General features: G+C 72.7%; 22 protein-coding genes. 15 read left to right on the plus strand and 7 right to left on the minus strand.

Annotation, left to right across the window (positions count from 1 at the left end; translation table 11 throughout):
- Positions 1-338: 338 nt before the first annotated feature.
- On the minus strand, positions 339-1,205 hold the full coding sequence (locus AB0I06_RS20055) for a DUF4184 family protein (RefSeq protein WP_363120161.1): 867 nt from the start codon (positions 1,203-1,205) through the stop codon (positions 339-341).
- 342 nt (positions 1,206-1,547) lie between these two features.
- Here AB0I06_RS20055 and AB0I06_RS20060 point away from each other — a divergent pair, with 342 nt between their 5' ends.
- The 3 genes from AB0I06_RS20060 (at position 1,548) to AB0I06_RS20070 (ending at position 4,609) form a co-directional block, all read left to right on the plus strand.
- Positions 1,548-3,308 carry a lytic transglycosylase domain-containing protein gene (locus tag AB0I06_RS20060; RefSeq protein ID WP_363120162.1) on the plus strand — a complete coding sequence of 587 codons (1,761 nt, stop codon included), beginning with the start codon at positions 1,548-1,550 and terminating at the stop codon, positions 3,306-3,308.
- Positions 3,309-3,457: 149 nt separating this feature from the next.
- The gene (locus AB0I06_RS20065; protein WP_363120163.1) at positions 3,458-3,592 is read left to right on the plus strand and encodes an SPW_0924 family protein; all 135 of its coding nucleotides are present in this window, start codon (positions 3,458-3,460) and stop codon (positions 3,590-3,592) included.
- A gap of 24 nt (positions 3,593-3,616) precedes the next feature.
- A complete protein-coding gene (locus AB0I06_RS20070) occupies positions 3,617-4,609 on the plus strand; it encodes a DUF3068 domain-containing protein (protein WP_363120164.1) in 993 nt (330 codons plus the stop codon).
- Here the strand turns inward: AB0I06_RS20070 and hrpB are convergent.
- A complete protein-coding gene (hrpB, locus tag AB0I06_RS20075; protein ID WP_363120165.1) occupies positions 4,599-7,121 on the minus strand; it encodes an ATP-dependent helicase HrpB in 2,523 nt (840 codons plus the stop codon). The two genes, AB0I06_RS20070 and hrpB, sit on opposite strands and share 11 nt — an antisense overlap.
- Before the next feature lie 46 nt (positions 7,122-7,167).
- Positions 7,168-7,980, minus strand: coding sequence for a class I SAM-dependent methyltransferase (locus AB0I06_RS20080; protein WP_363120235.1), 813 nt, complete (start codon positions 7,978-7,980; stop codon positions 7,168-7,170).
- 364 nt (positions 7,981-8,344) lie between these two features.
- Between AB0I06_RS20080 and rpsA the strand changes: the two genes are divergently transcribed.
- From rpsA to AB0I06_RS20100, 4 genes are all read left to right on the plus strand, one after another.
- The gene (gene rpsA / locus AB0I06_RS20085; RefSeq protein WP_142164567.1) at positions 8,345-9,841 is read left to right on the plus strand and encodes a 30S ribosomal protein S1; all 1,497 of its coding nucleotides are present in this window, start codon (positions 8,345-8,347) and stop codon (positions 9,839-9,841) included.
- A 159-nt stretch (positions 9,842-10,000) separates the two neighbouring features.
- On the plus strand, positions 10,001-10,939 hold the full coding sequence (locus AB0I06_RS20090) for a PAC2 family protein (protein WP_363120166.1): 939 nt from the start codon (positions 10,001-10,003) through the stop codon (positions 10,937-10,939).
- Between the two features lie 52 nt (positions 10,940-10,991).
- Positions 10,992-11,612, plus strand: a complete 621-nt coding sequence (gene coaE / locus AB0I06_RS20095; protein WP_363120167.1) for a dephospho-CoA kinase — start codon at positions 10,992-10,994, stop codon at positions 11,610-11,612.
- A gap of 50 nt (positions 11,613-11,662) precedes the next feature.
- A complete protein-coding gene (locus AB0I06_RS20100) occupies positions 11,663-12,043 on the plus strand; it encodes a tetratricopeptide repeat protein (protein WP_363120168.1) in 381 nt (126 codons plus the stop codon).
- A gap of 19 nt (positions 12,044-12,062) precedes the next feature.
- Here AB0I06_RS20100 and AB0I06_RS20105 read toward each other — a convergent pair whose 3' ends face one another.
- Entirely contained in the window at positions 12,063-12,326 is a 264-nt protein-coding gene (locus AB0I06_RS20105; protein WP_363120169.1) for a DUF6343 family protein, read from the minus strand.
- Between the two features lie 230 nt (positions 12,327-12,556).
- On the opposite strand from AB0I06_RS20105, the gene AB0I06_RS20110 reads away from it, so the two are divergent.
- The 3 genes from AB0I06_RS20110 to AB0I06_RS20120 all read left to right on the plus strand — a co-directional run bounded on the left by AB0I06_RS20110 (position 12,557) and on the right by AB0I06_RS20120 (position 14,044).
- A complete protein-coding gene (locus AB0I06_RS20110; RefSeq protein ID WP_363120170.1) occupies positions 12,557-13,237 on the plus strand; it encodes a class I SAM-dependent methyltransferase in 681 nt (226 codons plus the stop codon).
- Between the two features lie 19 nt (positions 13,238-13,256).
- Positions 13,257-13,466: a hypothetical protein gene (locus AB0I06_RS20115; RefSeq protein ID WP_363120171.1), complete on the plus strand. Its 210-nt coding sequence runs from the start codon at positions 13,257-13,259 to the stop codon at positions 13,464-13,466.
- A gap of 116 nt (positions 13,467-13,582) precedes the next feature.
- A complete protein-coding gene (locus AB0I06_RS20120) occupies positions 13,583-14,044 on the plus strand; it encodes a DoxX family protein (RefSeq protein WP_363120172.1) in 462 nt (153 codons plus the stop codon).
- 72 nt (positions 14,045-14,116) lie between these two features.
- Here AB0I06_RS20120 and AB0I06_RS20125 read toward each other — a convergent pair whose 3' ends face one another.
- Positions 14,117-14,740 carry an RNA-binding S4 domain-containing protein gene (locus AB0I06_RS20125; RefSeq protein WP_363120173.1) on the minus strand — a complete coding sequence of 208 codons (624 nt, stop codon included), beginning with the start codon at positions 14,738-14,740 and terminating at the stop codon, positions 14,117-14,119.
- A 193-nt stretch (positions 14,741-14,933) separates the two neighbouring features.
- Here AB0I06_RS20125 and AB0I06_RS20130 point away from each other — a divergent pair, with 193 nt between their 5' ends.
- Positions 14,934-15,638, plus strand: coding sequence for a uracil-DNA glycosylase (locus tag AB0I06_RS20130; RefSeq protein ID WP_363120236.1), 705 nt, complete (start codon positions 14,934-14,936; stop codon positions 15,636-15,638).
- Here the strand turns inward: AB0I06_RS20130 and AB0I06_RS20135 are convergent.
- Positions 15,635-16,288 (minus strand): GntR family transcriptional regulator, encoded by a 654-nt coding sequence (locus AB0I06_RS20135; protein ID WP_363120174.1) that lies wholly within the window; start codon positions 16,286-16,288, stop codon positions 15,635-15,637. The genes AB0I06_RS20130 and AB0I06_RS20135 overlap by 4 nt on opposite strands.
- 176 nt (positions 16,289-16,464) lie before the next feature.
- On the opposite strand from AB0I06_RS20135, the gene AB0I06_RS20140 reads away from it, so the two are divergent.
- On the plus strand, positions 16,465-17,916 hold the full coding sequence (locus tag AB0I06_RS20140; protein WP_363120175.1) for an NCS1 family nucleobase:cation symporter-1: 1,452 nt from the start codon (positions 16,465-16,467) through the stop codon (positions 17,914-17,916).
- Positions 17,917-17,921: 5 nt separating this feature from the next.
- A complete protein-coding gene (locus tag AB0I06_RS20145) occupies positions 17,922-18,644 on the plus strand; it encodes an aspartate/glutamate racemase family protein (RefSeq protein WP_363120176.1) in 723 nt (240 codons plus the stop codon).
- Between the two features lie 17 nt (positions 18,645-18,661).
- Here the strand turns inward: AB0I06_RS20145 and AB0I06_RS20150 are convergent, their stop codons facing one another.
- The gene (locus AB0I06_RS20150; protein ID WP_363120177.1) at positions 18,662-19,075 is read right to left on the minus strand and encodes a RidA family protein; all 414 of its coding nucleotides are present in this window, start codon (positions 19,073-19,075) and stop codon (positions 18,662-18,664) included.
- 141 nt (positions 19,076-19,216) lie between these two features.
- On the opposite strand from AB0I06_RS20150, the gene AB0I06_RS20155 reads away from it, so the two are divergent.
- A complete protein-coding gene (locus AB0I06_RS20155) occupies positions 19,217-19,996 on the plus strand; it encodes a nucleotidyltransferase domain-containing protein (RefSeq protein WP_363120178.1) in 780 nt (259 codons plus the stop codon).
- Between the two features lie 580 nt (positions 19,997-20,576).
- Positions 20,577-22,469, plus strand: a complete 1,893-nt coding sequence (locus tag AB0I06_RS20160; RefSeq protein ID WP_363120179.1) for an FUSC family protein — start codon at positions 20,577-20,579, stop codon at positions 22,467-22,469.
- The last annotated feature ends 57 nt before the right edge of the window (positions 22,470-22,526 follow it).

Below are 22,526 nucleotides of genomic sequence, written 5' to 3' on the forward strand. Positions count from 1 at the left end.
GCGCCACACGACGGCGGACCTCCGGCAGCGCCTTCTCGCCCACGGGCGACGCACCACCGGCCCCTCCGGCACCGTCAACGCCGGAGCCACCTCACCTGTCATCGCCACAGGCGCGGTAGCGGGGACGGGCGCAGGCAGAGATACGGACACCGCGCCGACCACCTCCCGTTGCGGCGACCCCCGTACCCCCGACGCCCCCGGCAAGCTCTGCCGCCCCTGGGCGCGGCTGGCCCGCGCTTATCTGACGCTCGCCCTCACACGGCTCCCGCGCCCGCGCACACGCCCACGCCCCGCGCACACCACCATCACGGTGTACATCACGACGGCCGACAGCCTCCTCAGCGAGCGGCCGGGCGGCTCGGCTCCGTCTCGGCGGCCGGGGCAGGGCCGGCAGAGCCGGCCGGGACCGGAGCCGGACGCCGCAGCCTGACGCCCACGGCGTAGAGCAGCAGCGCCGGGACGAGTCCCGCGCCCGCGCCGAAGCACACCGTCGGAACGATCTCCCACGGCTTGGCCTGCGAACCCCAGTACGCCCACCACCGTGCCGCCCGCTGCACCGCCCCCACCAGCGCGAAACCGCCGATCACGGCAGCGGCCGCCCAACGGTCGGCTGCCGTCAGCACGGGGACCCCCACCGGCTCCTCAAGGGGCGCCCGCCGCAGCGCGTGCGCCACGAACACGGCGATCACGACCGCCGCCACGGCCGAACCGCCGTACTGCAGGTACCAGTACAGCGGCGAGCCCGCCACCTCGCGGCCCAGCACCGGGAACAGCCGCATTCCCCACCGGTCGAGATGGGTGAACGCGTCCCAGACCACATGGGTCGACGCGCCGAGCACCGCGGACACGTACCACCACGCCACCAGCGACGGCCGCACCCGCGCGCGGGGCGCGCCGCAGCGCAGCAGCGTCGCCACCCGCCCCTGCCGGGCTCGCGGCAGCAGCGCCACGAGCGGCTCGCGCACGAGCAGCCACAGCCCCACCAGCGCCCAGGCGATGAGCACATCCACGGTGAAGACACCCGCGAACGCGTGCGTGACGTCACCGAACTCCATCGCGGCGGGCAGCACACTCGCCGCGTAATAGGTCATGTCGGGTGCGAAGGAACCCGCCACGAGCACGGCGGGCACCAGGGGGCCCCGGCCGGTGCCGTCGGTGCGGACGGCGGGCAGTACGGCTGCCGCGTGGCTCAGCGTGAACGGCAACTCGGCTCCTCGCGGCGGTCGTTGCACCGGGCCGGGCGGGTCCGGTGATCAGTCGCCCAGTATGCGGGATGCCACCGGGTGGACGGCGTGACGACCGCACATGACCAACTGGTGAAAAACGGTCACGAACGGGTGCCCGAGCAAAGGAAGTTGTCGTAGGGTCGCCAGAGCCGCCGCGCGGGGAGCGCGTCGTGTGCGTGACGGCGGTGATGAGCGGAACACGCAAGAGAACAGAGTTCTGACCGTCGGAGGGCAACCCCTCGGGCGGTTGGATCGTCACAACAGGGCGAACACTGAAGGCGAAGACCGGACGCTCGGGCGTCCACGGGAGGGGTTCACTCTATGGCGGCGCAATTCGGCAGTCGGCTGCGCAAGGGGGCGGCGACGACCGCCGTGGCCGCGGTGGCGGTCGCGGCACTGTCCGCCTCCCAGGCTCCGGGCGTGAACGACCACGGCAGACAGACCGCCGCCGACGCCACACCCGCACCCGGCACGAGCGCCTCCGACGGCAGCGCCACCGGCAACTCGCCGTACTACACGGACCTGCCGCCGCTCAAGAGCCCCAACCCGTCACCGTCCACGGGCCCCGCCCCGGGCGTCACGGGCACGACGGAAGCCGGCATCCCCGCGACGGTCCTGGACGCCTACAAGAAGGCCGAGAGCGCGCTGCGCGAGGCCAAGCCCGGCTGCAACCTGCCCTGGCAACTCCTCGCCGCCATCGGCCGGGTGGAGTCGGGACAGGCCCGCGGCGGCAAGGTCAGGGCCGACGGCACCACCATCAAGCCGATCCTGGGCCCGCAGCTCGACGGCAACGGCTTCGCCCTCATCAAGGACACCGACGACGGCGCGTACGACGGCAACAGCTCGTACGACCAGGCCATCGGCCCCATGCAGTTCATCCCCTCCACCTGGGCCTGGGCCGGCCGCGACGGCAACGGCGACGGCAAGAAGGACCCCAACAACGTCTACGACGCCGCGCTCGCCGCCGGCCACTACCTGTGCCGCAACGACTGGGACTTGTCCCAGCAGGGCGACCTCGACCGGGCGATCCTCAGCTACAACAACTCGCGGGAGTACCTGAACCTCGTCATGAGGTGGCTGGAGTACTACCGCAAGGGCACGCACGAGGTTCCGGACGGCACCGGCACGCTGCCCGACAACCGCAGCGACGACGGCGCGGGCGCGAGCCCCGCCCCCACCACGCCGGGCACGACGGGTACGACCCCTCCGGGCCGTTCGACGCCGGAGCCCGGCCCGAAGCCGGAGAAGCCGGGGAAGCCGGACAAGCCCGCCGGTGGCGGTACGGCCACCCCGAAGCCGCCCACCACTTCGCCCGGCACGCCCACCCCGCCGCCCACGACGACCCCCACGCCCACCGACACCGTGAACCACCTGGAGGACGCCGGAACCGGCAAGCTGACCGCCATGGCCGGTGACGTGTTCGGGCGGCGGATCAGCACCCGCGCCGAGACGCAGGCCGGCAAGTCCGTCGCCAAGGTCAGGGTCCGCTTCACGATCGTCGGCGACACGGACACGACCTTCACCGGCGGCGAGAGCGTGGCCACGGTCCTCACCAACAGCTCGGGCGTCGCCGTGGCACCCGCGCTGCGGGCGGGGGAGAAGACCGGGACCGTCACCGTCCGCGCCACCGTGGTCGGCCGTGCCGTCCCCGGCCTCGACTACAAGGCCACCGTCACCGAGCGGGCCGCCGACGCGCTCGCCCGCAACGGTGACGCGGCGCTGACCTGCGCCCCGGGCGGCACGTTCGCGAACCAGGTCGAGGTGAAGGCCACGTACAAGGGCGCCGTGGCCGACGGCGTCGCGGCCACCGCCACGCTGGTCAAGTCCGCGGACGACCCGGCCGCGAGCGACAAGGGCCCCTACTTCAAGGGCGCCGACGGCAAGGCCGTGCGCACCCTGACGGGCCTGAAGACGGACGCGAAGGGCCTGCTGACGCTGCCCCTGCTGTACGCGGACGACACGACCGGCACGTTCCTGCTGCGCGTCACCACGGCGGGCGGCGCGACCCTCACCGTCGAACTGACCGTCGCCGCAGCGGCCGAGACGTCCTCGCCGAGCCCGACGGCCGGCCCGAGCGCGTAGCTCTCCGGTACGACAGACGACGCCCCTTCTTCTGAGGAGGGGCGTCGTTGTGTGTGCAACGTGTTCTCATCTCCGCCACCCGTTGCTACGGTGCCGAGAAAGCTGACGGTGCATCAGTTGCGTCCGTCACGACCCGCGGGAGGCCCCGTATGCGCGCCCTCGTCGCCGCCGCCGGCGGCCTCGCCCTCGCGTTCGCCGTGGTCCTGACGCTGACCGCCCTGGGGACCCCCTCGGGCGGGACGTCCCCGAAGCCGCTGCTGACGACGGTGCCCGCACACCCCTGACCGCCCCCCGGGAGGGAGGCCGAGATGCGCCGCAAGGCAAGCCTGGTCCTGCTCGCCCTCGCCGTGTTCTTCACGGCCCTGTCCCCGCTGCTGCGCTGGTACGCCTTCCCGCGCCTGGCCAAGGTCCCCGCGAACCACTACCAGGACATGGTCCTGGAGGCGAAGGACGCCACCCTCCTCGACTACGGCACGATGCGGGCGAAGAAGGTCTCCAAGGTCACCATCGTGCAGACCCTCAAGGGCGATGTGGAGGCGTCCGAGCGGATCGAGGAGTCGGCCGGCCGGGACGTCGTCGTCTGGGACGGCCTGTCCTACGTCGTCGGCCCCGACGGCACCATGGTGTCCAAGATCCCCGAGCGCTACATCTTCGACGCCCACACCCAGGACCCCGTCCACGCCACCGGCGAGTCGGTCGACGGCGACCCGGTACGCCGCCGGGGCATCGAGTTCAAGTGGCCCTTCCTCACGGAGAAACGGGACTACGAGTACTTCGACGCCCAGGCCCGCGTCACCGCGCCCATCGCGTACAAGGGCACCCGGGACTTCCGCGGCCTGGAGGTCTACCTTTTCGAGCAGACCATCCCCTGGACCGAGGTGAAGATCCCCAAGACCCTGCCCGTCGAGGGCCTCACCCCCGAGGCGGTCGCCGAGACGGGCACCACCCGCTGGTACACCACGGTCCGCAGGTTCTGGGTCGAGCCCCTCACCGGCGCCCCCGTGTACGGCGAGGAGATCCACCGGGAGGAACTGCGCGGCGGCGCCCTCCTCGGCGACCGCGACAAGGTGACCGCCTTCGCCGGCCACGTGAAGATGCGCGAGGACTACATCGCGCACACGGTCGGCCTGGTGAAGTCCCAGCGCCTGCTCGTCCTGCTGATGACGTCGTACCTGCCGTGGGGTTTCCCGGCCCTCGGCGTCCTGCTCCTGGCCCTCGCGCTGTACCTGGAGGCCCGCGGCCGCCGCTCCGTCGGTCCGGCCTCCACGGCGGCCGAGGAGCCGTCGTCCGTCAGCGCCTGAGCCGCGCGTTGGTGTGCCGGGTCGGCTCGGCGGCCGCCGGGTCCTCGGGCCACGGATGCTTCGGATACCGTCCCCGCAGCTCCGCCCGCACGCCCTTGTAGCCGTCCCGCCAGAACGAGGCGAGATCGGCGGTGACGGCTGCCGGGCGCCCGGCCGGGGACAGCAGATGCACCAGCAGCGGCACCCCGGCGACCCGGGGCGACTCCTGGAGCCCGAACATCTCCTGCAACTTCACCGCGAGCACGGGCTGCTCGGGCCGGGAGTAGTCGATGCGGACCTTCGACCCGCTCGGCACGGTCATCCGCTCCGGTGCCAGCTCGTCGAGCCGCCCGGCCTCGCCGGAGGCCCAGGGCAGCAACCGGGCGAGTCCCTGCCCGGCGTCGATGCGCGCCAGATCGGCCCGCCGCCGCGCCCGGCCGAGCTCCGGCTCCAGCCACTCCTCGACGCGCGCGTGGAGCGCCTCGTCGGACACGTCCGGCCACGGCTCCCCGAGATGCAGGCGCAGGAACGCGAGCCGCTGCCGCAGGACACCGGCCTCCGCCGACCAGCGCAGCAGCCCGAAACCCTCCCGCCGCAATCCGTCGAGCAGCGCGTCGCGCACCAGCCCGGGGCCGGGGTCCTTCCACGCCCGTACGGCGAGCTCCACGGCCCCGAGCCGCTCCACCCTGCGGGCCACGACGTCCCCGCCGTCCCACCCGACCTCCTGCCGTTCCTGAAGCAACGCGCCCGCCGCGAACCGGGCCGTCTCCTCGTCGACCGCGGCGCCCAGCTGCACGCGCGCGTGCCCCTTGCCGACGGGCCGGTCGGCCAGGGCGACAGCGATCCAGGGGGAACCGCGCAGCGCGCTCCCGTCAGCGGCCTCCGCCCGGGTCCCGGACACCATGAGATACGACCCGCCTTCGGCTTTGGCGACCCGTTCGGGAAAGGCGAGAGCGGCGACGAGCCCGACCCGCTGCTCCTCGGTCCGGCTCTCCGGCCCCCCGGCTCCCGCCTCCGCCGTGCCGGCGACACCGGAGACGGCGGCCCGCAGCCGCCGCACCTCACTCCGCCACCGCGCGCCATAGGCGTCACCGCCGCGCCGGGCCCGGCGCAAGGCACCGGCCAGATCGTCGCCGTACTCCCGCGGAGCCTCCTCACTGAGCAGCGCCACGACCTCCGCGGCCCCCTCGGCCCCCAGGTACGGGACGGAGTCGAGCAGCGCCCGCCCCAGCCGGGGGTGCACCCCCACCCGGCTCAGCCGGACGCCCCGCTCGGTGGCCCGCCCGGCGGAGTCCACCGCCCCAACCGCCGTCAGGACATCCCGGGCCGCCGCCATGGCCCCGGCGGGCGGCCCGTCCAGCAGCGCCAGCCCGGACGCGTCCGGATCCCCCCAGCACGCCACCTGGAGCGCGAACGCCGTCAGGTCGGCCACCTTGATCTCCGGCGACGGATACCGCGGCAGCCGCGCGTCCTCGGCCTCCGCCCAGCAGCGGTACACGGCCCCGGGCGCCTCACGCCCGGCCCGCCCCGCCCGCTGCCGCCCGGCCGCCTGCGAGGCCCGTACGGTCGTCAGCGCGCTGAGCCCGCGCGCGTGGTCCACCCGCGGCTCGCGCGCCAGGCCCGAGTCCACGACGACCCGCACCCCCGGCACCGTCAGGGACGACTCCGCGACCGACGTGGCCAGCACGACCCGGCGCCGCCGCCCGGGCGCCAGCACCGCGTCCTGCACGGCCGCCGGAGCCCGCCCGTGCACCTGGAGCACCTCGACGTCACCGAGCCCCCCGAGCTGCCCGGCGACCCGGGCGATCTCGCCCACGCCCGGCAGGAAACACAGCACGTCCCCGTCCCGCTCGGCCAGCGCCCGCCGGACCACGGACGCCACGTGCGCCAGCAGCGCCGGGTCGACCCGCATCCCGTGCGGCGGCCGTACCGGACGCGCCGGCGGTACCCACACCGTCTCGACCGGATATGCCGCTCCCCGCGCCTCGACCACCGGCGCCCCGCCCAGGAGCCGCGCCCACCCCTGCGCGTCGGTCGTCGCCGAGGCCGCCACCAGCCGCAGCTCGGGCCTGAGCGCCTGCCGCACGTCCCACAGGAACGCCGCCGCCGTGTCCGCGTCCAGGTGCCGCTCATGGCACTCGTCGAGCACCACCACGTCGGCACCGGCCAGCTCCTGGTCCCGCTGGAGCCGCTGCACCAGCACCCCGGTCGTGACGACCTCCACGCGCGTGTGCCGCCCGACGACCCGCTCACCGCGCACGGTGTAGCCGACGCTCCCGCCGGGCTCCTCGCCCAGCAGCCAGGCCATCCGGCGCGCCGCCGCCCGGGCCGCGATCCGCCGCGGCTCGGCCACGATCACCCGCCGCTCGGGCCGCTCCCCGAGCAGACCCGCCAGCGCCAGCGGCACCAGGGTGGTCTTGCCGGTGCCCGGCGGCGCCACGAGGACGGCGGTCCCGTGCCCCTCCAGGGCGTCCTCCAGGGCGGGCAGGGCGCCGCGTACGGGCAGGGAGTCCAGGGCGTCGTAACGGATCACGCCATCAGTGTCGTACGCCCGGCGGGAGGCACTACGCGCGCGTGCCTCAGTCCCGCTCGCAGACGAAGATCGCGGTCCCCGGGATCAGGTTCCCGCGCAGCGGAGACCAGCCGCCCCACTCGGACGTGTTCCAGGCGGGCCACTCCGGCTCCACCAGATCGACCAGACGGAAGCCCGACGCCACGACGTCCCGGACGCGGTCGCCCAGTGTGCGGTGGTGCTCGACGTAGACCGCACGGCCCTCGTCGTCCTGCTCGACATAGGGAGTGCGGTCGAAGTAGGAGGCCGCCACCGACAGGCCCTCCGGCCCCGGCTCGTCCGGGAAGGCCCAGCGGATCGGATGCGTCACCGAGAAGACCAGGCGGCCCCCGGGGCGCAGCACCCGGCGCACCTCCCGCAGGACCTGGCGCGGATCGGCGACGAACGGCAGCGCCCCGTACGCCGAGCAGGCCAGGTCGAACGAGCCGTCCGCGAAGGGGAGCGCGCCGGCGTCGGCGCACACCAGGGGGAAGGAACCGCCGATGCGCAGCGCGTGCTGGAGCTGACGGTGCGAGATGTCCAGGGCGACCGGACGCGCGCCCTGGGCGATCAGCCAGCGCGAGCACTGGGCGGCGCCGGCGCCGATCTCCAGCACGTCCCGGCCCTTCAGGCCCTCCGCCGGCCCGAGCAGTTCGGCCTCCACCTCGTCCAGGCCCTCGGGGCCCCACACGAAGCGGTCGTCACCGAGGAACGTGCCGTGCTCGATCTGGTACTCGTCCGCGTTGCGGTCCCACCAGCCACGATTGGCCCGGGAGCTCTCCGTGCCATCGGCATCGCGCCGGGTGGCCTCGGGTTCGGACGCTTCGGACTCTTGGATGATCGGCTCCCTCGTCGTACTCTTCCGTCCAGCCGGTCCCGGCGGTGGCACAAAGAGGGCGTCCAGCGGCCTGCGTGGCCTCGGACGACGGGATTTGTGCCGGGTATGCGGCGATCCGCCCCGCGTGGGCGGCTTCGCGCATTGACCCTGCCCGGCTGCCCCCGTATGCTACAAGTTGCGCTGCGGGCCTGCGCACCTCAGACGTAGCAGGTCGCGCTCGCATCTGTTGTATGTCCCCTCGGTTGTCGAGGCGCCACCAGTGGTTTTGTGTGGCGCTTCCTTGGCTGTCCGGCTTCTTCAGAGCGAAACGGGCTCCCGGCGTAAGCAGTACCTACGACTCACTGTCCGTACCGGAGCCCTTTCCCACATGACGAGCAGCACCGAGACCACCTCTACCACTCCGCAGGTAGCGGTCAACGACATCGGTAACGAGGAAGCTTTCCTCGCCGCGATCGACGAGACGATCAAGTACTTCAACGACGGCGACATCGTCGACGGCGTCATCGTGAAGGTCGACCGGGACGAGGTCCTGCTCGACATCGGTTACAAGACCGAAGGTGTCATCCCGAGCCGCGAGCTCTCGATCAAGCACGACGTCGACCCCAACGAGGTCGTCGCCGTCGGTGACGAGATCGAAGCCCTTGTTCTCCAGAAGGAGGACAAGGAAGGCCGCCTGATCCTCTCGAAGAAGCGCGCCCAGTACGAGCGCGCCTGGGGCACCATCGAGAAGATCAAGGAAGAGGACGGCATCGTCACCGGTACCGTCATCGAGGTCGTCAAGGGTGGTCTCATCCTCGACATCGGCCTCCGTGGCTTCCTGCCGGCTTCCCTCGTCGAGATGCGCCGTGTCCGCGACCTCCAGCCCTACGTGGGCAAGGAGCTCGAGGCCAAGATCATCGAGCTGGACAAGAACCGCAACAACGTGGTCCTGTCCCGCCGTGCCTGGCTGGAGCAGACCCAGTCCGAGGTCCGCCAGACGTTCCTCACGACCCTCCAGAAGGGTCAGGTCCGTTCCGGCGTCGTCTCCTCGATCGTCAACTTCGGTGCCTTCGTGGACCTGGGTGGCGTCGACGGCCTGGTGCACGTCTCGGAGCTCTCCTGGAAGCACATCGACCACCCCTCCGAGGTTGTCGAGGTCGGCCAGGAAGTCACCGTCGAGGTCCTCGACGTCGACATGGACCGCGAGCGTGTCTCCCTGTCGCTGAAGGCGACCCAGGAAGACCCGTGGCAGCAGTTCGCCCGCACCCACCAGATCGGCCAGGTCGTGCCCGGCAAGGTCACGAAGCTGGTTCCGTTCGGTGCGTTCGTCCGCGTGGACGAGGGCATCGAGGGTCTGGTCCACATCTCCGAGCTGGCCGAGCGCCACGTGGAGATCCCGGAGCAGGTCGTCCAGGTCAACGACGAGATCTTCGTCAAGGTCATCGACATCGACCTCGAGCGCCGTCGCATCAGCCTCTCGCTGAAGCAGGCCAACGAGTCCTTCGGCTCGGACCCGGCCTCGGTCGAGTTCGACCCGACGCTCTACGGCATGGCCGCGTCGTACGACGACCAGGGCAACTACATCTACCCCGAGGGCTTCGACCCCGAGACCAACGACTGGCTCGAGGGCTACGAGACCCAGCGCGAGGCGTGGGAGACCCAGTACGCCGAGGCGCAGCAGCGCTTCGAGCAGCACCAGGCGCAGGTCATCAAGTCCCGCGAGGCGGACGAGAAGGCCGCTGCCGAGGGTGGCGAGGCCGCCGCTCCGGCCGCGTCCGGTGGTGGCGGTTCGTACTCCTCCGAGGGCCCGGACAACTCCGGTGCGCTGGCCTCGGACGAGGCGCTCGCCGCGCTGCGCGAGAAGCTGGCCGGTGGCCAGAGCTGACGTCGGCTTCTAGCTGAGGGCAGTTGAAGGCTTGAGGGGCCGTACCTTTCGGGGTGCGGCCCCTCGGTCATGCCTGTCAAGATCATGAATCTCCTCCCGGGGGAATGCCCAGCCCCGCAACGGCGTTGTCCGATGTGAACACGAGGAGGAGCGGTCACTGTGCTTGATCCGCAGGGTTTGTACGCATGGGAGCCGAAGGGCCTGGCCGTCGTCGACATGGCGCTCGCCCAGGAGTCGGCCGGACTTGTCATGCTCTACCACTTCGACGGATACATCGACGCGGGCGAGACGGGCGACCAGATCGTCGACCGGGTGCTCGGCTCCCTGCCCCACCAGGTTGTCGCCCGCTTCGACCACGACCGGCTCGTGGACTATCGCGCGCGCCGCCCGCTGCTGACGTTCAAGCGCGACCGCTGGACCGACTACGAGGACCCCGCCCTCGAGGTGCGGCTCGTGCAGGACGCGACCGGCGCGCCCTTCCTGCTGCTGTCCGGCCCCGAGCCGGATGTGGAGTGGGAGCGCTTCGCCGCCGCCGTGAGGCAGATCGTGGAGCGGCTCGGCGTCCGCCTCTCCGTGAACTTCCACGGCATCCCGATGGGCGTCCCGCACACCCGCCCGGTCGGTCTCACCCCGCACGGCAACCGCACCGACCTCGTCCCGGGCCACCCGAGCCCGTTCGAGGAGGCGCAGGTGCCCGGCAGCGCGGAGTCCCTCATCGAGTACCGCCTGCTCCAGGCCGGGCACGATGTCCTGGGCGTCGCCGCCCACGTCCCGCACTACATCGCCCGCTCCCCGTACCCGGACGCGGCCCTGACGGTGCTGGAGGCCATCACGGCGGCGACCGGACTGGTCCTGCCCGGCATCGCCCACGCGCTGCGCTCGGAGGCCCACCGCACCCAGACGGAGATCGACCGGCAGATCCGCGAGGGCGACGAGGACCTCACCGCGCTCATCGACGGTCTCGAGCACCAGTACGACGCCGTCGCGGGTGCCGAGACCCGGGGCAACATGCTCGCCGAGCCGGTGGACATCCCGTCGGCGGACGAGATCGGCCAGGAGTTCGAGAAGTTCCTGGCGGAACGCGAAGGCGACAACTGATCCCCGGGGGCCGGCCGAGGGCCCTGTCAGCGGCAGGGCCTAAGCTGCCGACATGCTGAAGGTGGGTCTGACCGGTGGCATCGGCGCCGGCAAGAGCGAGGTGTCACGGCTGCTCGTCGCACACGGGGCCGTGCTGATCGACGCGGACCGCATCGCGCGGGAGGCCGTCGCACCGGGGACGCCGGGGCTCGCCTCCGTCGTCGAGGCCTTCGGCGAGGAGATCCTCGCCGCCGACGGCAGCCTGGACCGGCCCCGCCTCGGAGCGGTCGTCTTCTCCGACGCGGAGAAGCTCGCGACCCTCAACGCGATCGTCCACCCCCTGGTCGGCGCCCGCTCCCGAGAGCTGGAGGAGGCCGCCGCCGAGGACGCCGTCGTGATCCACGACGTCCCGCTCCTCACGGAGAACGGCCTGGCGTCGCTCTACGACCTGGTGATCGTCGTCGACGTGGCGCCCGAGACGCAGCTCGACCGGCTCGTACGGCTGCGCGGCATGCGCGAGGAGGACGCCCGCGCGCGGATGGCCGCCCAGGCGACACGCGAGCAGCGCCGGGAGATCGCCGACATCGTGATCGACAACGACGTCCCGCTGGCCGAGCTGGAGCAGCGCGTGAAGGACGTGTGGGACGAGCTCGTCCGCAGGTCGCGGGCGCCCAGGCCGTCTGCCGCGGAATAGCGGCGGCCCCCGCGGGCGTTGAACCCGTGCAGTGAGGGAAGGACTCTGCCGTGCCCGAGACCAGCGGTTCGACCGGACGCACTCCGGAGACGCACGTCATCGACTTCCGTGCCGCCGAGCAACTGCTCGCCGCGCGGGACCCGCGGGGCGCGGTGAAGCTGCTCGACCGCGTCATCGCCACCCACCCCGAGAACACCGCCGCCCGGCTGCTGCGGGCCCGGGCCTTCTTCGCGGCGGCGCAGCTCAGGCCGGCGGAGCTCGAGTTCCAGATCGTCCTGGAGCGGGAGCCGGACAACGCGTTCGCGCACTTCGCGCTCGCCCGTACGTATGAGCGGCAGGGCCACCCCGACCAGGCGAAGCGCCACTTCCGCCTGGCGGCGGCGCTGGATCCGAACCCGGAATTCCTGAAGGCCGCGCGCTTCGACTCGTGACCGGCCGCCCGCTCTCGCGTCAGGGGCGATCGTCCGGCGGCCGGTAGGGCGGGATGTCGGGGCCCGGCTGGTAGTGCGGGCCCTGCCGGATGTGCCGCAGGACGACGACCAGGTCGATCGTGACGATCAGCAGCAGCACACCGCAGGCGATGGCCCACCCGGTCCGGCCTACGACGACGAACGCCACCGTCCCGAAGAGCGCCCAGACCAGCCCCCACACGCTCAGCCAGAAACGCGCCCGCAGGGCACTGCGCGCGGTCCGCGGTTCACTCCCTGTACGCATCGTCGATCACCACTCCTGTTTGCAACGTACTCCTCGAGACCGGGGTCCACCAAGGTCGACGGAGCGGGGGAGGGAGGGGGAAGAACGGGAAGGGGGCGGGGCAAGCCGGAAGCCCGCCTGCGAGCCACGCCGCCGGCGCCCCGTTCACCCCGTTCACTCGATCGGGTGAAGACTGGTGGCACGGGAACGGGTGTGCGGAGGTGGCCCGTTGGACGGACATGGAGATGAGAATGCGTGAGGGGTACGAGGGGACGGGACCCGGCGCCATCACCCCGGACGGCTGCGCGGTGGAGCTGTACGCGCGGTTACCCGTCCGGGACGAGCCGGATGTGATCGCCGCCGCCGTGCCCCCCGGTGCGCACATCCTGGAACTCGGCTGTGGCGTCGGACGCCTCACCCACGCCCTGCTGGACCGCGGATTCACGGCCACGGCGGTGGACGAATCCGCCCCGATGCTGGAGCGCGTGCGTGGTGCCCGGACGATACTCGGCCCGATCGAGGAGCTGGACCTCGGCGAGCGGTTCGACGTGGTGCTGCTCGCGTCCTTCCTCGTCCACGCGGGAGACGTCGAGGTACGGCGCGGCATCCTGCGCGCGTGTGTGCGTCATGTCGCTGAGGGCGGCTGCGTGCTGATCCAGCGCGAAGGCGAGGACCACCACGTCGACGTGCCGCGCGAGCGCAAGGACCCCGGCGGCTTCACCGTACGGATCGTGTCCTCGGAGCCGCTCGGGGACGGAGTCCACTCGGTGCGCGCGGAGTACGAGTTCCCCGACGCGGTCTGGACCCAGACCTTCCGCTCGCGACCGCTGACGAAGCACCAGTTCGAGGAGGCGCTGGGGGAGGTGGGGCTGGCGGTGGACCGGTATCTGACACCGGATCGTATGTGGGTGAGGGCGGTGCCGAGGGGCTAGCCGGCGTGAGGGGGTGGAGATGACCGGAGGAGACCGTCCGACCGTCTACGACTCGGTGTCGACGCACCTCGCCTCGTGCGGGGACGCCGAACTGCGAGCCCTGCTCGACGCAGCCGTGCCGCTGGGCACGGGCATCGGAGGGAGATCGGCCCGTCTGGACGTGTCCGGCACACCGGTCTTCGCGAAGCAGGTGCCGTTGACCGGAAGAGTCCGGCGGCTCAGCCCCTGAGGGACGGTGTCGGTGAATCGAGGCGAGTGAACTGCGACGGACACCGATGAGTTCGGCGCCTCGGCGCGGTCCATCACAGCGACAGCATCACGGACCACTTGCCGCAGGAGACCTCCATGTCCGAGACCACCGCTCCCACCACCGTCCCCACCGCGTCCACCCCGACCGGCGTCGTCGCGGAGCCCCCGGCCGCTCGCGGGCGGCGTGCCCGGATCGCGCTGCGCGGTCTCCAGGTCGTGCTGGCCCTCTTCTACGTGATCGCGAGCGCCCTGCCGAAGCTCATCGCGCACGCCTCGGCCGTCGAGTCCTTCGAGGAGCTCGGCTGGGGAAGTGCCGGGATGTACACGATCGGCCTGCTCGAGCTGGCCGGGGGAGTCGCCCTGCTGATCCCCGTGCTCCAGTCGGTGGCGGCGATGGCGCTGAGCGCGTTGATGGTGGGCGCGTTCGTCGTCCAGGTGACCGTCTTCGACGGGCAGTACGCGGCGACGCCGCTCATCCTCATCGTGCCGCTCGCCCTCATCGCCTGGGCGAGGCGGAGCCACAACGCCGATCTGCTGCGCCTGCTGCGGCGGGCCTGACGGGCGCGTGCGACCGCGGCGGCGTCCGGGAGGGCCATGTGCTCGTCCCGGACGCCGGCGTGTGGCTCCGCGTCAGGGCCTGGGCTTGCCGAAGCCGGGCCCCGCGCCAGGACGGGGGAACGGGCCGGGACCGGGGAACGGGCCCGGGCCGCCCGCACCGCGGAGCCGTTCCAGCTCGCGGCGGTCGCGTTTCGTCGGACGGCCCGCGCCGCGGTCGCGGATGCCGGCGGGGGCGACGGCCTCGCGGGGCGGGGGCGGCGGGGAGTTGTCGACGTAGCACTGGGTGGCGACAGGGGCTCCGACCCGCTTGCGGATCAGCCGCGTCACCACGACGACCCGTTCGCGGCCCTCGTGCCGCAGCCGCACCTCGTCACCGACGCGGACCGCGTGCGCGGGCTTCACCCGCTCGCCGTTGACGCGCACGTGCCCGCCCCGGCAGGCGGTGGCTCCCATCGAGCGGGTCTTGACGAGCCGGACGGACCAGATCCAGCTGTCCACGCGGACGGTCCCCCCGCCCGGCGGGCCGGCGGCCTCGGCGGCGGCGATCGCCGCGGCGACCTTCGGATCCGGGGACTTCGGGTCGCCGTTCCGGGAGCCGCTTGCGGGCTCGGGGGACTCGGGCGCCAGGGGCTCGGTCCGGTCCGCCGCATCCGGGGTCCCGTCCACCCCTTCGTACTCCGCACCATGAGAAGCCATGTCCCCGACCTTAGTCCTCCGAGCCGCCCTGCCGAACGGGATATCTCCGTCCCTCCTCACTCTGCCCAAAGGGGCCGCCGAGCGGACGGGCGAGGCGGGCCGCTCAGCGGGCGCGCCGGAGTGTCCGCCCCGATGCTCGGCGATCTTGCCCCCGGTGACGACCGCGGTCCGCGTCTGCGCCTACCGTGGAGTGATGGACGCGAGCGGCCTTCCTCTCCTCGACCGGCGTATAGCGGACTGTCGGGCCTGCCCGCGGCTGGTCTCCTGGCGTGAGGAGACGGCCCGTGCCAAGCGAGCGGCCTTCGCGGACTGGACGTACTGGGGCCGGCCGGTCCCCGGTTTCGGGCCGGCGGACGCCCGGCTGCTGATCGTCGGACTCGCCCCCGCCGCCCATGGGGGAAACCGCACCGGCCGGATGTTCACCGGCGACCGCTCCGGGGACGTCCTCTACGAGGCGCTGTACGACGTGGGCCTCGCCTCCCAGCCGACCGCGGTGCACGCCCACGACGGTCTGGAGCTGTACGGCGTGCGCGTCACCTCGCCCGTGCACTGCGCCCCACCCGCGAACAAGCCCACCCCGCAGGAGCGGGACACCTGCCGCCCCTGGCTCGTGCAGGAACTGCGGCTGCTGCGCCCCACGCTGCGGGCCGCGGTCGTGCTCGGCGGCTTCGGCTGGCAGGCCGCGCTGCCCGCGTTCGCCGAGGCCGGCTGGCCCGTGCCCCGGCCGCGTCCGGCCTTCTCGCACGGCGCCCGGTACCACCTCGATGGTCTGGAGCTGTTCGGCTGCTTCCACGTCAGTCAGCGCAACACCTTCACCGGCCGGCTCACCCCCGCCATGCTGCGTGACGTCCTGCGGACGGCGGGGCGGGCCGCGGGGCTGCCGACCGCGAGCGGCTAGGAGGCCTCCTCGCCGAACAGGTGGCGGACTGTGGAACGGTAGTTGGTGCGGACGTGGGTCAGCGCGTGCGCGCGGGCCCGGTCCGGGTCGCCCGAGGCGATGGCCTCGTACAACTCGCGGTGCTCCACGAGGAGCTGGGGCCATTCCTCGTTGCGCCGGGTCATCCAGCGCAGCCGGCCGGCGACCGGTTCCAGGGCCTCGGTCAGCAGGCTGTTGCCGGCCATCGCCACGATGCGGTCGTGCAAGCGGCTGTTGACGTCGGTGATCGCCTCGGCGTCCCCGGCCTCGGTGGCGGCGGCCGCGCGGTCGATCAAGTCCCGGACCTCGGCCAGGTCCTCCCGTGTCGCGCGGGACGCGGCGAGTCCGGCGGCGTAGACCTCCAGGGCTTCCCTCAGTTCGAACAGTTCCTTGACGTCGGTCGGGGTGAGGCGGCGCACCACCGTGCGGCGGGGGGTCTCGAAGTGGACGAAGCCCTCGGCCACCAGGGCCCGGATCGCCTCCCGGACCGGCACGCGCGAGACACCGAAACGCTCCGCCAGTTCCCGTTCGACCAGGCGGTCTCCGGGACGGAGGCTGCCCGCGATGATCTCCTGGCGCAGCTCGGCCGTGACGCGTTCGCGGACCGCTCCAAGGGGTTCGATCTTCGTCATGCAGCCATCTTCGTCGACGCGAAGGGTCTTTTACGCAGCGTTAACGACTGCGACATCGGTCAGAACGGTTGACGGCGAGACCATGAGGGCAGTTTGGTATACCAAACACCTCGCAGGGCGGCCGTCCGTCGTCCCGCAGAGCAGTCCTCCGCCGTCCCCTTGCTCTGGAGGCCCCCGTGTCCCTGGCCGACCGTGCCGCAACCACCGGAACCCAGGCGTTCGTTCCGGATCCCCGACTCACCAACGAAGACCTCGCGCCCGCCAAGAAGCGCAACTGGAAGGTCTTCGACCTCTTCGCCATGTGGATGTCCGACGTCCACAACCTCGGCAACTACACCTTCGCGGCCGGCCTGCTCTTCCTGGGCATGAACGTCTGGCAGATCTTCACGTCCCTGCTCGTCGGGTTCGTGATCATCTACATCGGCATGAACTGGATGGGGAAGATCGGCCAGCGCCACGGCGTGCCCTTCCCGGTGGTCAGCCGGATCGCGTTCGGCATCTGGGGCGCCAACATCCCCGCGCTGATCAGAGCCGTGATCGCCATCATGTGGTACGGCATCCAGACCTACCTCGCCTCCGTCGCCGTCAATGTGATGCTGCTGGCGGCCTGGCCCGGTCTGGAGTCCTGGACGCACAACTCCTTCCTGGGCCTGGACGCGCTCGGCTGGGTCTCCTTCGTCGCCCTGTGGCTGGTCCAGGCGGCCATCATCAGCCGGGGCATGGAATCGGTCCGCAAGTTCCAGGACTTCTGCGGGCCGGCGATCTGGCTGGTCATGATCGCGCTGGCCGTGTGGATCCTCGCCAAGGCCGGCTGGACGATCTCGCTCACCTCCACCCCGCACCCGGTCTCCGTCGGCGAGCAGTGGCGCCAGTGGTTCGGTGCGATCGGCCTGGTCCTCGCCACGTACGGCACGCTCATGCTCAACTTCTGCGACTTCTCCCGCTTCGCCCCCGACTACACGTCGGTCCGGCGCGGCAACTTCTGGGGCCTGCCCGTCAACTCCACGGCCTTCGTGATCGTGTCGGTCATCGTCACCGCCGGCGCCTTCGAGGTCTTCGGCAAGGAGATCACCGACCCGGCCTACCTCGTCGCCGAGATCGGCAACACCTGGGTGCTGGTGGTGGGCGCGCTGACCTTCGCCATCGCCACCATGGGCGTCAACATCGTCGCCAACTTCGTCTCGCCGGCGTACGACCTGGCCAACGTCTGGCCGCAGAAGATCACCTTCAAGGTGGGCGGCATGATCAGCACCGTCGCGGCGCTGCTCGTCACGCCCTGGAACCTCTTCTCCAACCCGACCGTCGTCAACTACTTCCTCGGCGGCCTCGGCGCCTTCCTCGGCCCGCTGTTCGGCGTGATCATGGTCGACTACTACTGGGTCAAGCGCGGCCGCGTGAACGTCGACGAGCTCTTCGACGCCTCTCCGGGCGCCCGCTACCACTACCGCAAGGGCTTCAACCCCAAGGCGCTGTGGGCGTTCCTGCCGGCGGCCGGTGTCGCCGCGGTGCTCGCACTGGTGAAGACCTTCAGCGACGTGGCCCCCTACTCCTGGTTCATCGGCACGGCGCTCGCCGCCGGCATCTACGCCGCCCTGGGCCGTTCCGAGCGTGCCACCGCGGAGGTCTGAGCAGCGTGCGGATCGTCGTCACCAACTGCAACACCACGCAGGAGATGACCGAGGAGATCGTGCGAGGTGCCCGGGCCGCCGCAGGCCCGGGCACCACCGTGACGGGCCTGACCCCCGCCTGGGGGCCGGCCTCGGCGGAGGGCTGGCTCGACAGCTACCTGTCCGCCGCGGCCGTCCTGGACACGCTGCGGACCTACGACGGGCCGCCGTACGACGCCGTGGTCATGGCGGGGTTCGGGGAGCACGGGCGGGAAGGCGTACGGGAACTGGTGGACGTGCCCGTCGTCGACATCACCGAGGCCGCGGCCCATCTCGCCTGCCTGCTGGGCCGCCGCTACGGCGTCGTCACCACGCTGGAGCGCTCGCGCGGCCAGATCGAGGACAGCCTGGAGACGGCGGGCGTGGCCCGCAACTGCGCCGCGATCGTCGGCACGGGCCTGAACGTGCTCGACCTCGGCGACGGGGAACGGACCGAGACGGCGTTCCTGGCCGCCGCCGAACGGACCCGCGCGGCCGGGGCGGAAGTCCTGGTGCTGGGGTGCGCCGGCATGACCGGGCTGCAACGGGCGGTCGGGGAGAAGCTGGGCCTGCCGGTCGTGGACGGGGTCGGCGCTGCGGTCAAGCTGGCGGAGTCGCTGGTCGCGCTGGGCCTGACCACGAGCCGGGCCGGAAGCTACGCCGGGCCGCTGCCGAAACGGAGGGTGTGGGGCAGACCCCCGGGGCAGTAGCGGGTGGGCGACTTCCCTCAGACGGACGGCTCGTCGGGCACGACGGCCGTCGCCGTGATCTCCACCAGCTGCCCCGCGTACCCCAGACACGCCACACCGATCAGCGTCGAGGAGTGCGGGCCCGCGCTGAGGCCGGACGCCTCGACCACACTCCAGACGGCGGACAGCACCGCCGGGTCGGCGCTCACCACGTACACGTCGGTCGCCACGACGTGCGCCAGATCGCTGCCCACGGCGGCCAGTTGCTCCCGCAGGTTGCCGATGACCTGCTCCGCCTGCCGCACGGGATCCCCGGGCCCGACGAGTGAGCCGTCCGGGCCCAGCGGTACCGACCCGGCGAGGAACGCCAGCCGGGTGCCCGCCTCCACGACGGACACATGGGAGTAGGCGGGCGGCGGGAAGAGACTCGGGACGGTGACGCGGCGGATCACGTGAGGTCTCCGATCAGCGGGCGACGACAGGACAACCCACCGATCATGAGACGTCCGGCACGCACCCGCACCCGTATTTCGTTTCCGGTCGACAAGGCCGTCCCCTACGCTTCCCGGGACCCCGCTGCCCAGGAGCCCACCGTGCCCACCGTCTCGGACCACACCTTCCTCGACACCACCGCCGACCGCCTCGCCGCCCTGCCCGCCGTGGAAGCCGTCACCCTGGGCGGCTCACGGGCCCAGGGCACCCAACGGCCCGACAGCGACTGGGACATGGCGGTCTACTACCGCGGCGCCTTCGACCCGGCCGACCTCCGCGCGGTCGGCTGGGAGGGCGAGGTCGGCGAGATCGGCGCGTGGGGCGGCGGCGTCTTCAACGGAGGGGCCTGGCTGACGATCGAGGGCCGCCGCGTGGACGTCCACTATCGCGACCTGGACGTGGTGGAGCACGAGGTGGCCGAGGCGGAGCGGGGCCGCTTCCGCGTCGAGCCGCTGATGTTCCACCTGGCGGGCATCCCGACGTACCTGCTCGTCGCCGAACTGGCGATCAACAAGGTGCTGCGCGGTCAACTGCCGCGTCCGGACGCCTACCCGGCGGCACTGCGCGTGAGCGCCCCGGCGCACTGGCACGGCATGGCCACCGCCACCCTCGCCTACGCCGAGGCCGGACACGCCCCCAAGGGGGCCGTCACCCAGGTCGCCGGCGCGATCGCCCTGGCAGCCACCCAGACGGCGCACGCGGTGCTCGCGGCGCGCGGGCAGTGGGTCACCAACGACAAGGGCCTGGTGGCACGGGCGGGGCTGCGGGAGGTGGACACGGTCGTACGCAACCTCACGGACGACCCGGACGCCCTCACCCGGGCCGTCACCGGCGCCGGGACGCTCCTCACCCGGGCCGTGGAGGCCGTCACCGCCGGGTGAACCGGACGCGGGTCGGCTGGACGACGTCGGGACGGACCGCGATCCGTCTTCATGGCCGCGACCAGCAGATCGGGGCTCGGGCCGTACAGGCAGGCGCCGTCACCGTCCTTGGCGTCGTAGTGGGTGGCGACGCCGTCGTAGGTGACACCGGGCCTGATCCGGCCGGCCAGGCCCGCCGTGCCGGACGCCGGACGCGCTGCGGACGGCCGGGTGGCGGTGGGGGAGGGCCGCGCCGGGGCCGCCGTCGCGGTGGCCGTGGAGGGCTTCGGAGTCGGGGAGGCCCCGGGGCGCTTCACTGCCGGTGCCGGTGTGGGCCTGTGGGGCGACGGCGAGGCGACGGCTGCCGGGGCACGCTCACTCCTCACCAGTGGCCGCCGGCCGCGCGAAGGTTGCCGCGGCTCGTTTTTTGATTGCGTACATAAATTTTGATTGCGTACATAAAGAACGCCGCTTCCGAGCCGCCCGGCGCGTTCCGGCCACCTATCCTCCAGGAACCCGCCCAGCGTGGACAGCCACACCCCGCCCCGGCCACCGTCGCCCGAAGGCCCATCCCCGCCCTCGTCGAGACGACAGGAGCCCCGTGTCCCGCCGCAACACCCCGCACCTGCCGCCCTGGCTCGCGCACGCCCTGCGCACGCAGCGCGGGCCCGTGCCCTGGAGCGCCGTGACGCGGGGGGCCCTGTCCGCCGGGCCCCTGCTGCTCGTGGCCGTGCGGACCGGTCTCACCTCCCTCGGCGTCGTCGCCGCCGTCGCCGCCATGCTCGCCGGGATCAACGACCGGCCCGGGAGCCGGCGCGTCTCCGTCCAGCGGATCGGAGTGCCCGCCCTGGGCGGCGCCGTGGGGCTCGTGATCGGGACGTACACCGGGCAGGGGACCGGGGCAGTCGTGCTCACCGTGGTGCTCACGGCCGTCGGGCTCGTCGCCGGGGGGATGAGCGCCGTCGGGCCCGTCGCGTCCGCCGTCGGGACCCAGCTGCTCGTCGGCGCGGCCATCGGCGCCGGAATGCCCCTGCCCGAGCCGGGCTGGGAACGGGCGCTCGCCTATCTCGCCGGGGCGGGATGGCTGCTCGTGCTGCGGCTCGTGCTGCCCACGCCCGGCTCCCTCGCCGGCGACTTCCGCTTCGACGGGGAGCGGGCTGCCGTCGCCCGTGTGTACGAAGCCGTCGCCGAGCTGCTCGACGCCGCCGGCGGGCCGGACGCCATCCGCCGCCGGACCGCGCTGACCGCCGCCCTCGACCACGCCCAGGACGCCCTCGCCGGGCCGCGGCTGCGGCGGTACGCCTCCTCGTCCACCGAGCGGCGGCTTCACGCGCAGTACGCCGCGGCCCTGCCCCTCGCCGAGGCCGCGACCGCCCTCGCCTGGGCCGGGGAGGCCGTCACCGAGCGGGCCTGTGAGGGTCCCCGGCGACTCGCCGCCGCGGTACGCGGCAATACCCCCACCGGGCCGCTGCCCGCGCCGTCCCGATCGGCACCCGCGCTGCGCGCCCTCGACGACGCCCTCCTGCACGCGGCCGAGGTGTTCGACCGGGGCCGGGGCGGCGATCTGCACACCAGGCCCCGCGGCGCCCGGGACCGGCTGCGCGCCGCCCTCGGCAGCGCCGGGCGCGAGTACGGACTGCGCGTCGCCCTCTGCTTCGGGGCCAGCGCGGCGGTCGCCCAGGCCCTGCACCGGAGCCAGTGGTACGGGCAGCACGAGCACTGGTACTGGCTGCCCGCCACCGCCGTATTCCTCGTCAAACCCGACCTCGGACCGCTGGCCTCACGGGTCCTGAACCGGGCCGCCGGCACCGTCCTCGGGGCCCTGCTCTTCGCCGGGTTCGCCGCCGTCCTGCCCCGCCCGGACGGGCTCGTCGCGCTCGTCGCCCTCAGCGGGGCACTCATCCCCGTCGCCACCCGCCACTTCGCCGCCCAGACCGCCGTCGCCACCGTCCTCGTCCTCGCGCTGGTCATGGTCGGCGGCGAAGCCCAGGCCTCCGCCGGCCGGATCGGCGAGACACTGCTGGCCTGCGTGATCGTGCTGATCGTCGGCCACCTGCCGATGCCCGGCCAGCGCGGCGGCGGCGTACGCGCCCGGCTCGCGACGGCGAATCAGGCCGCTCATGCCTACCTCACGCACGTCCTCGAGGAGGCCGACGCCCCGCGCATCGGGACCTCCGGCACCCCCTCCGACCACCGCGCCACCCGCTGGACCCTGCGCCGCGAGGCCTATCGCACCCTGGCCGAGGCCCGTTCGGCCATCTCCCTCGCCGCGCACGAACTGCCCGCCCTCGCCCGGCACACCGAGGGCGCGGACGAGGTGGCCGACCTCCTTGAACGCCTCGTCGACACCACGACCGCCTGTGCCGTGCACCTCGACGACACGGGCCGCATCGGGCCCGGCCACGAGGAACGCCTCACGGCTGTGCTCGCCGAACTCGCGGGCCGGGGCGAACGGGTGGGACTGCGCCCGCCCCGGACACCCCTGGCCGGCTAGCGACACCGCCGCACGAGGCCTCCCGCGTGCGCCCCTGCGGGCGCCCTGCCACCGGCG

This window comes from Streptomyces sp. NPDC050674 (assembly GCF_040654575.1).
Classification (GTDB): Bacteria; Actinomycetota; Actinomycetes; order Streptomycetales; family Streptomycetaceae; genus Streptomyces.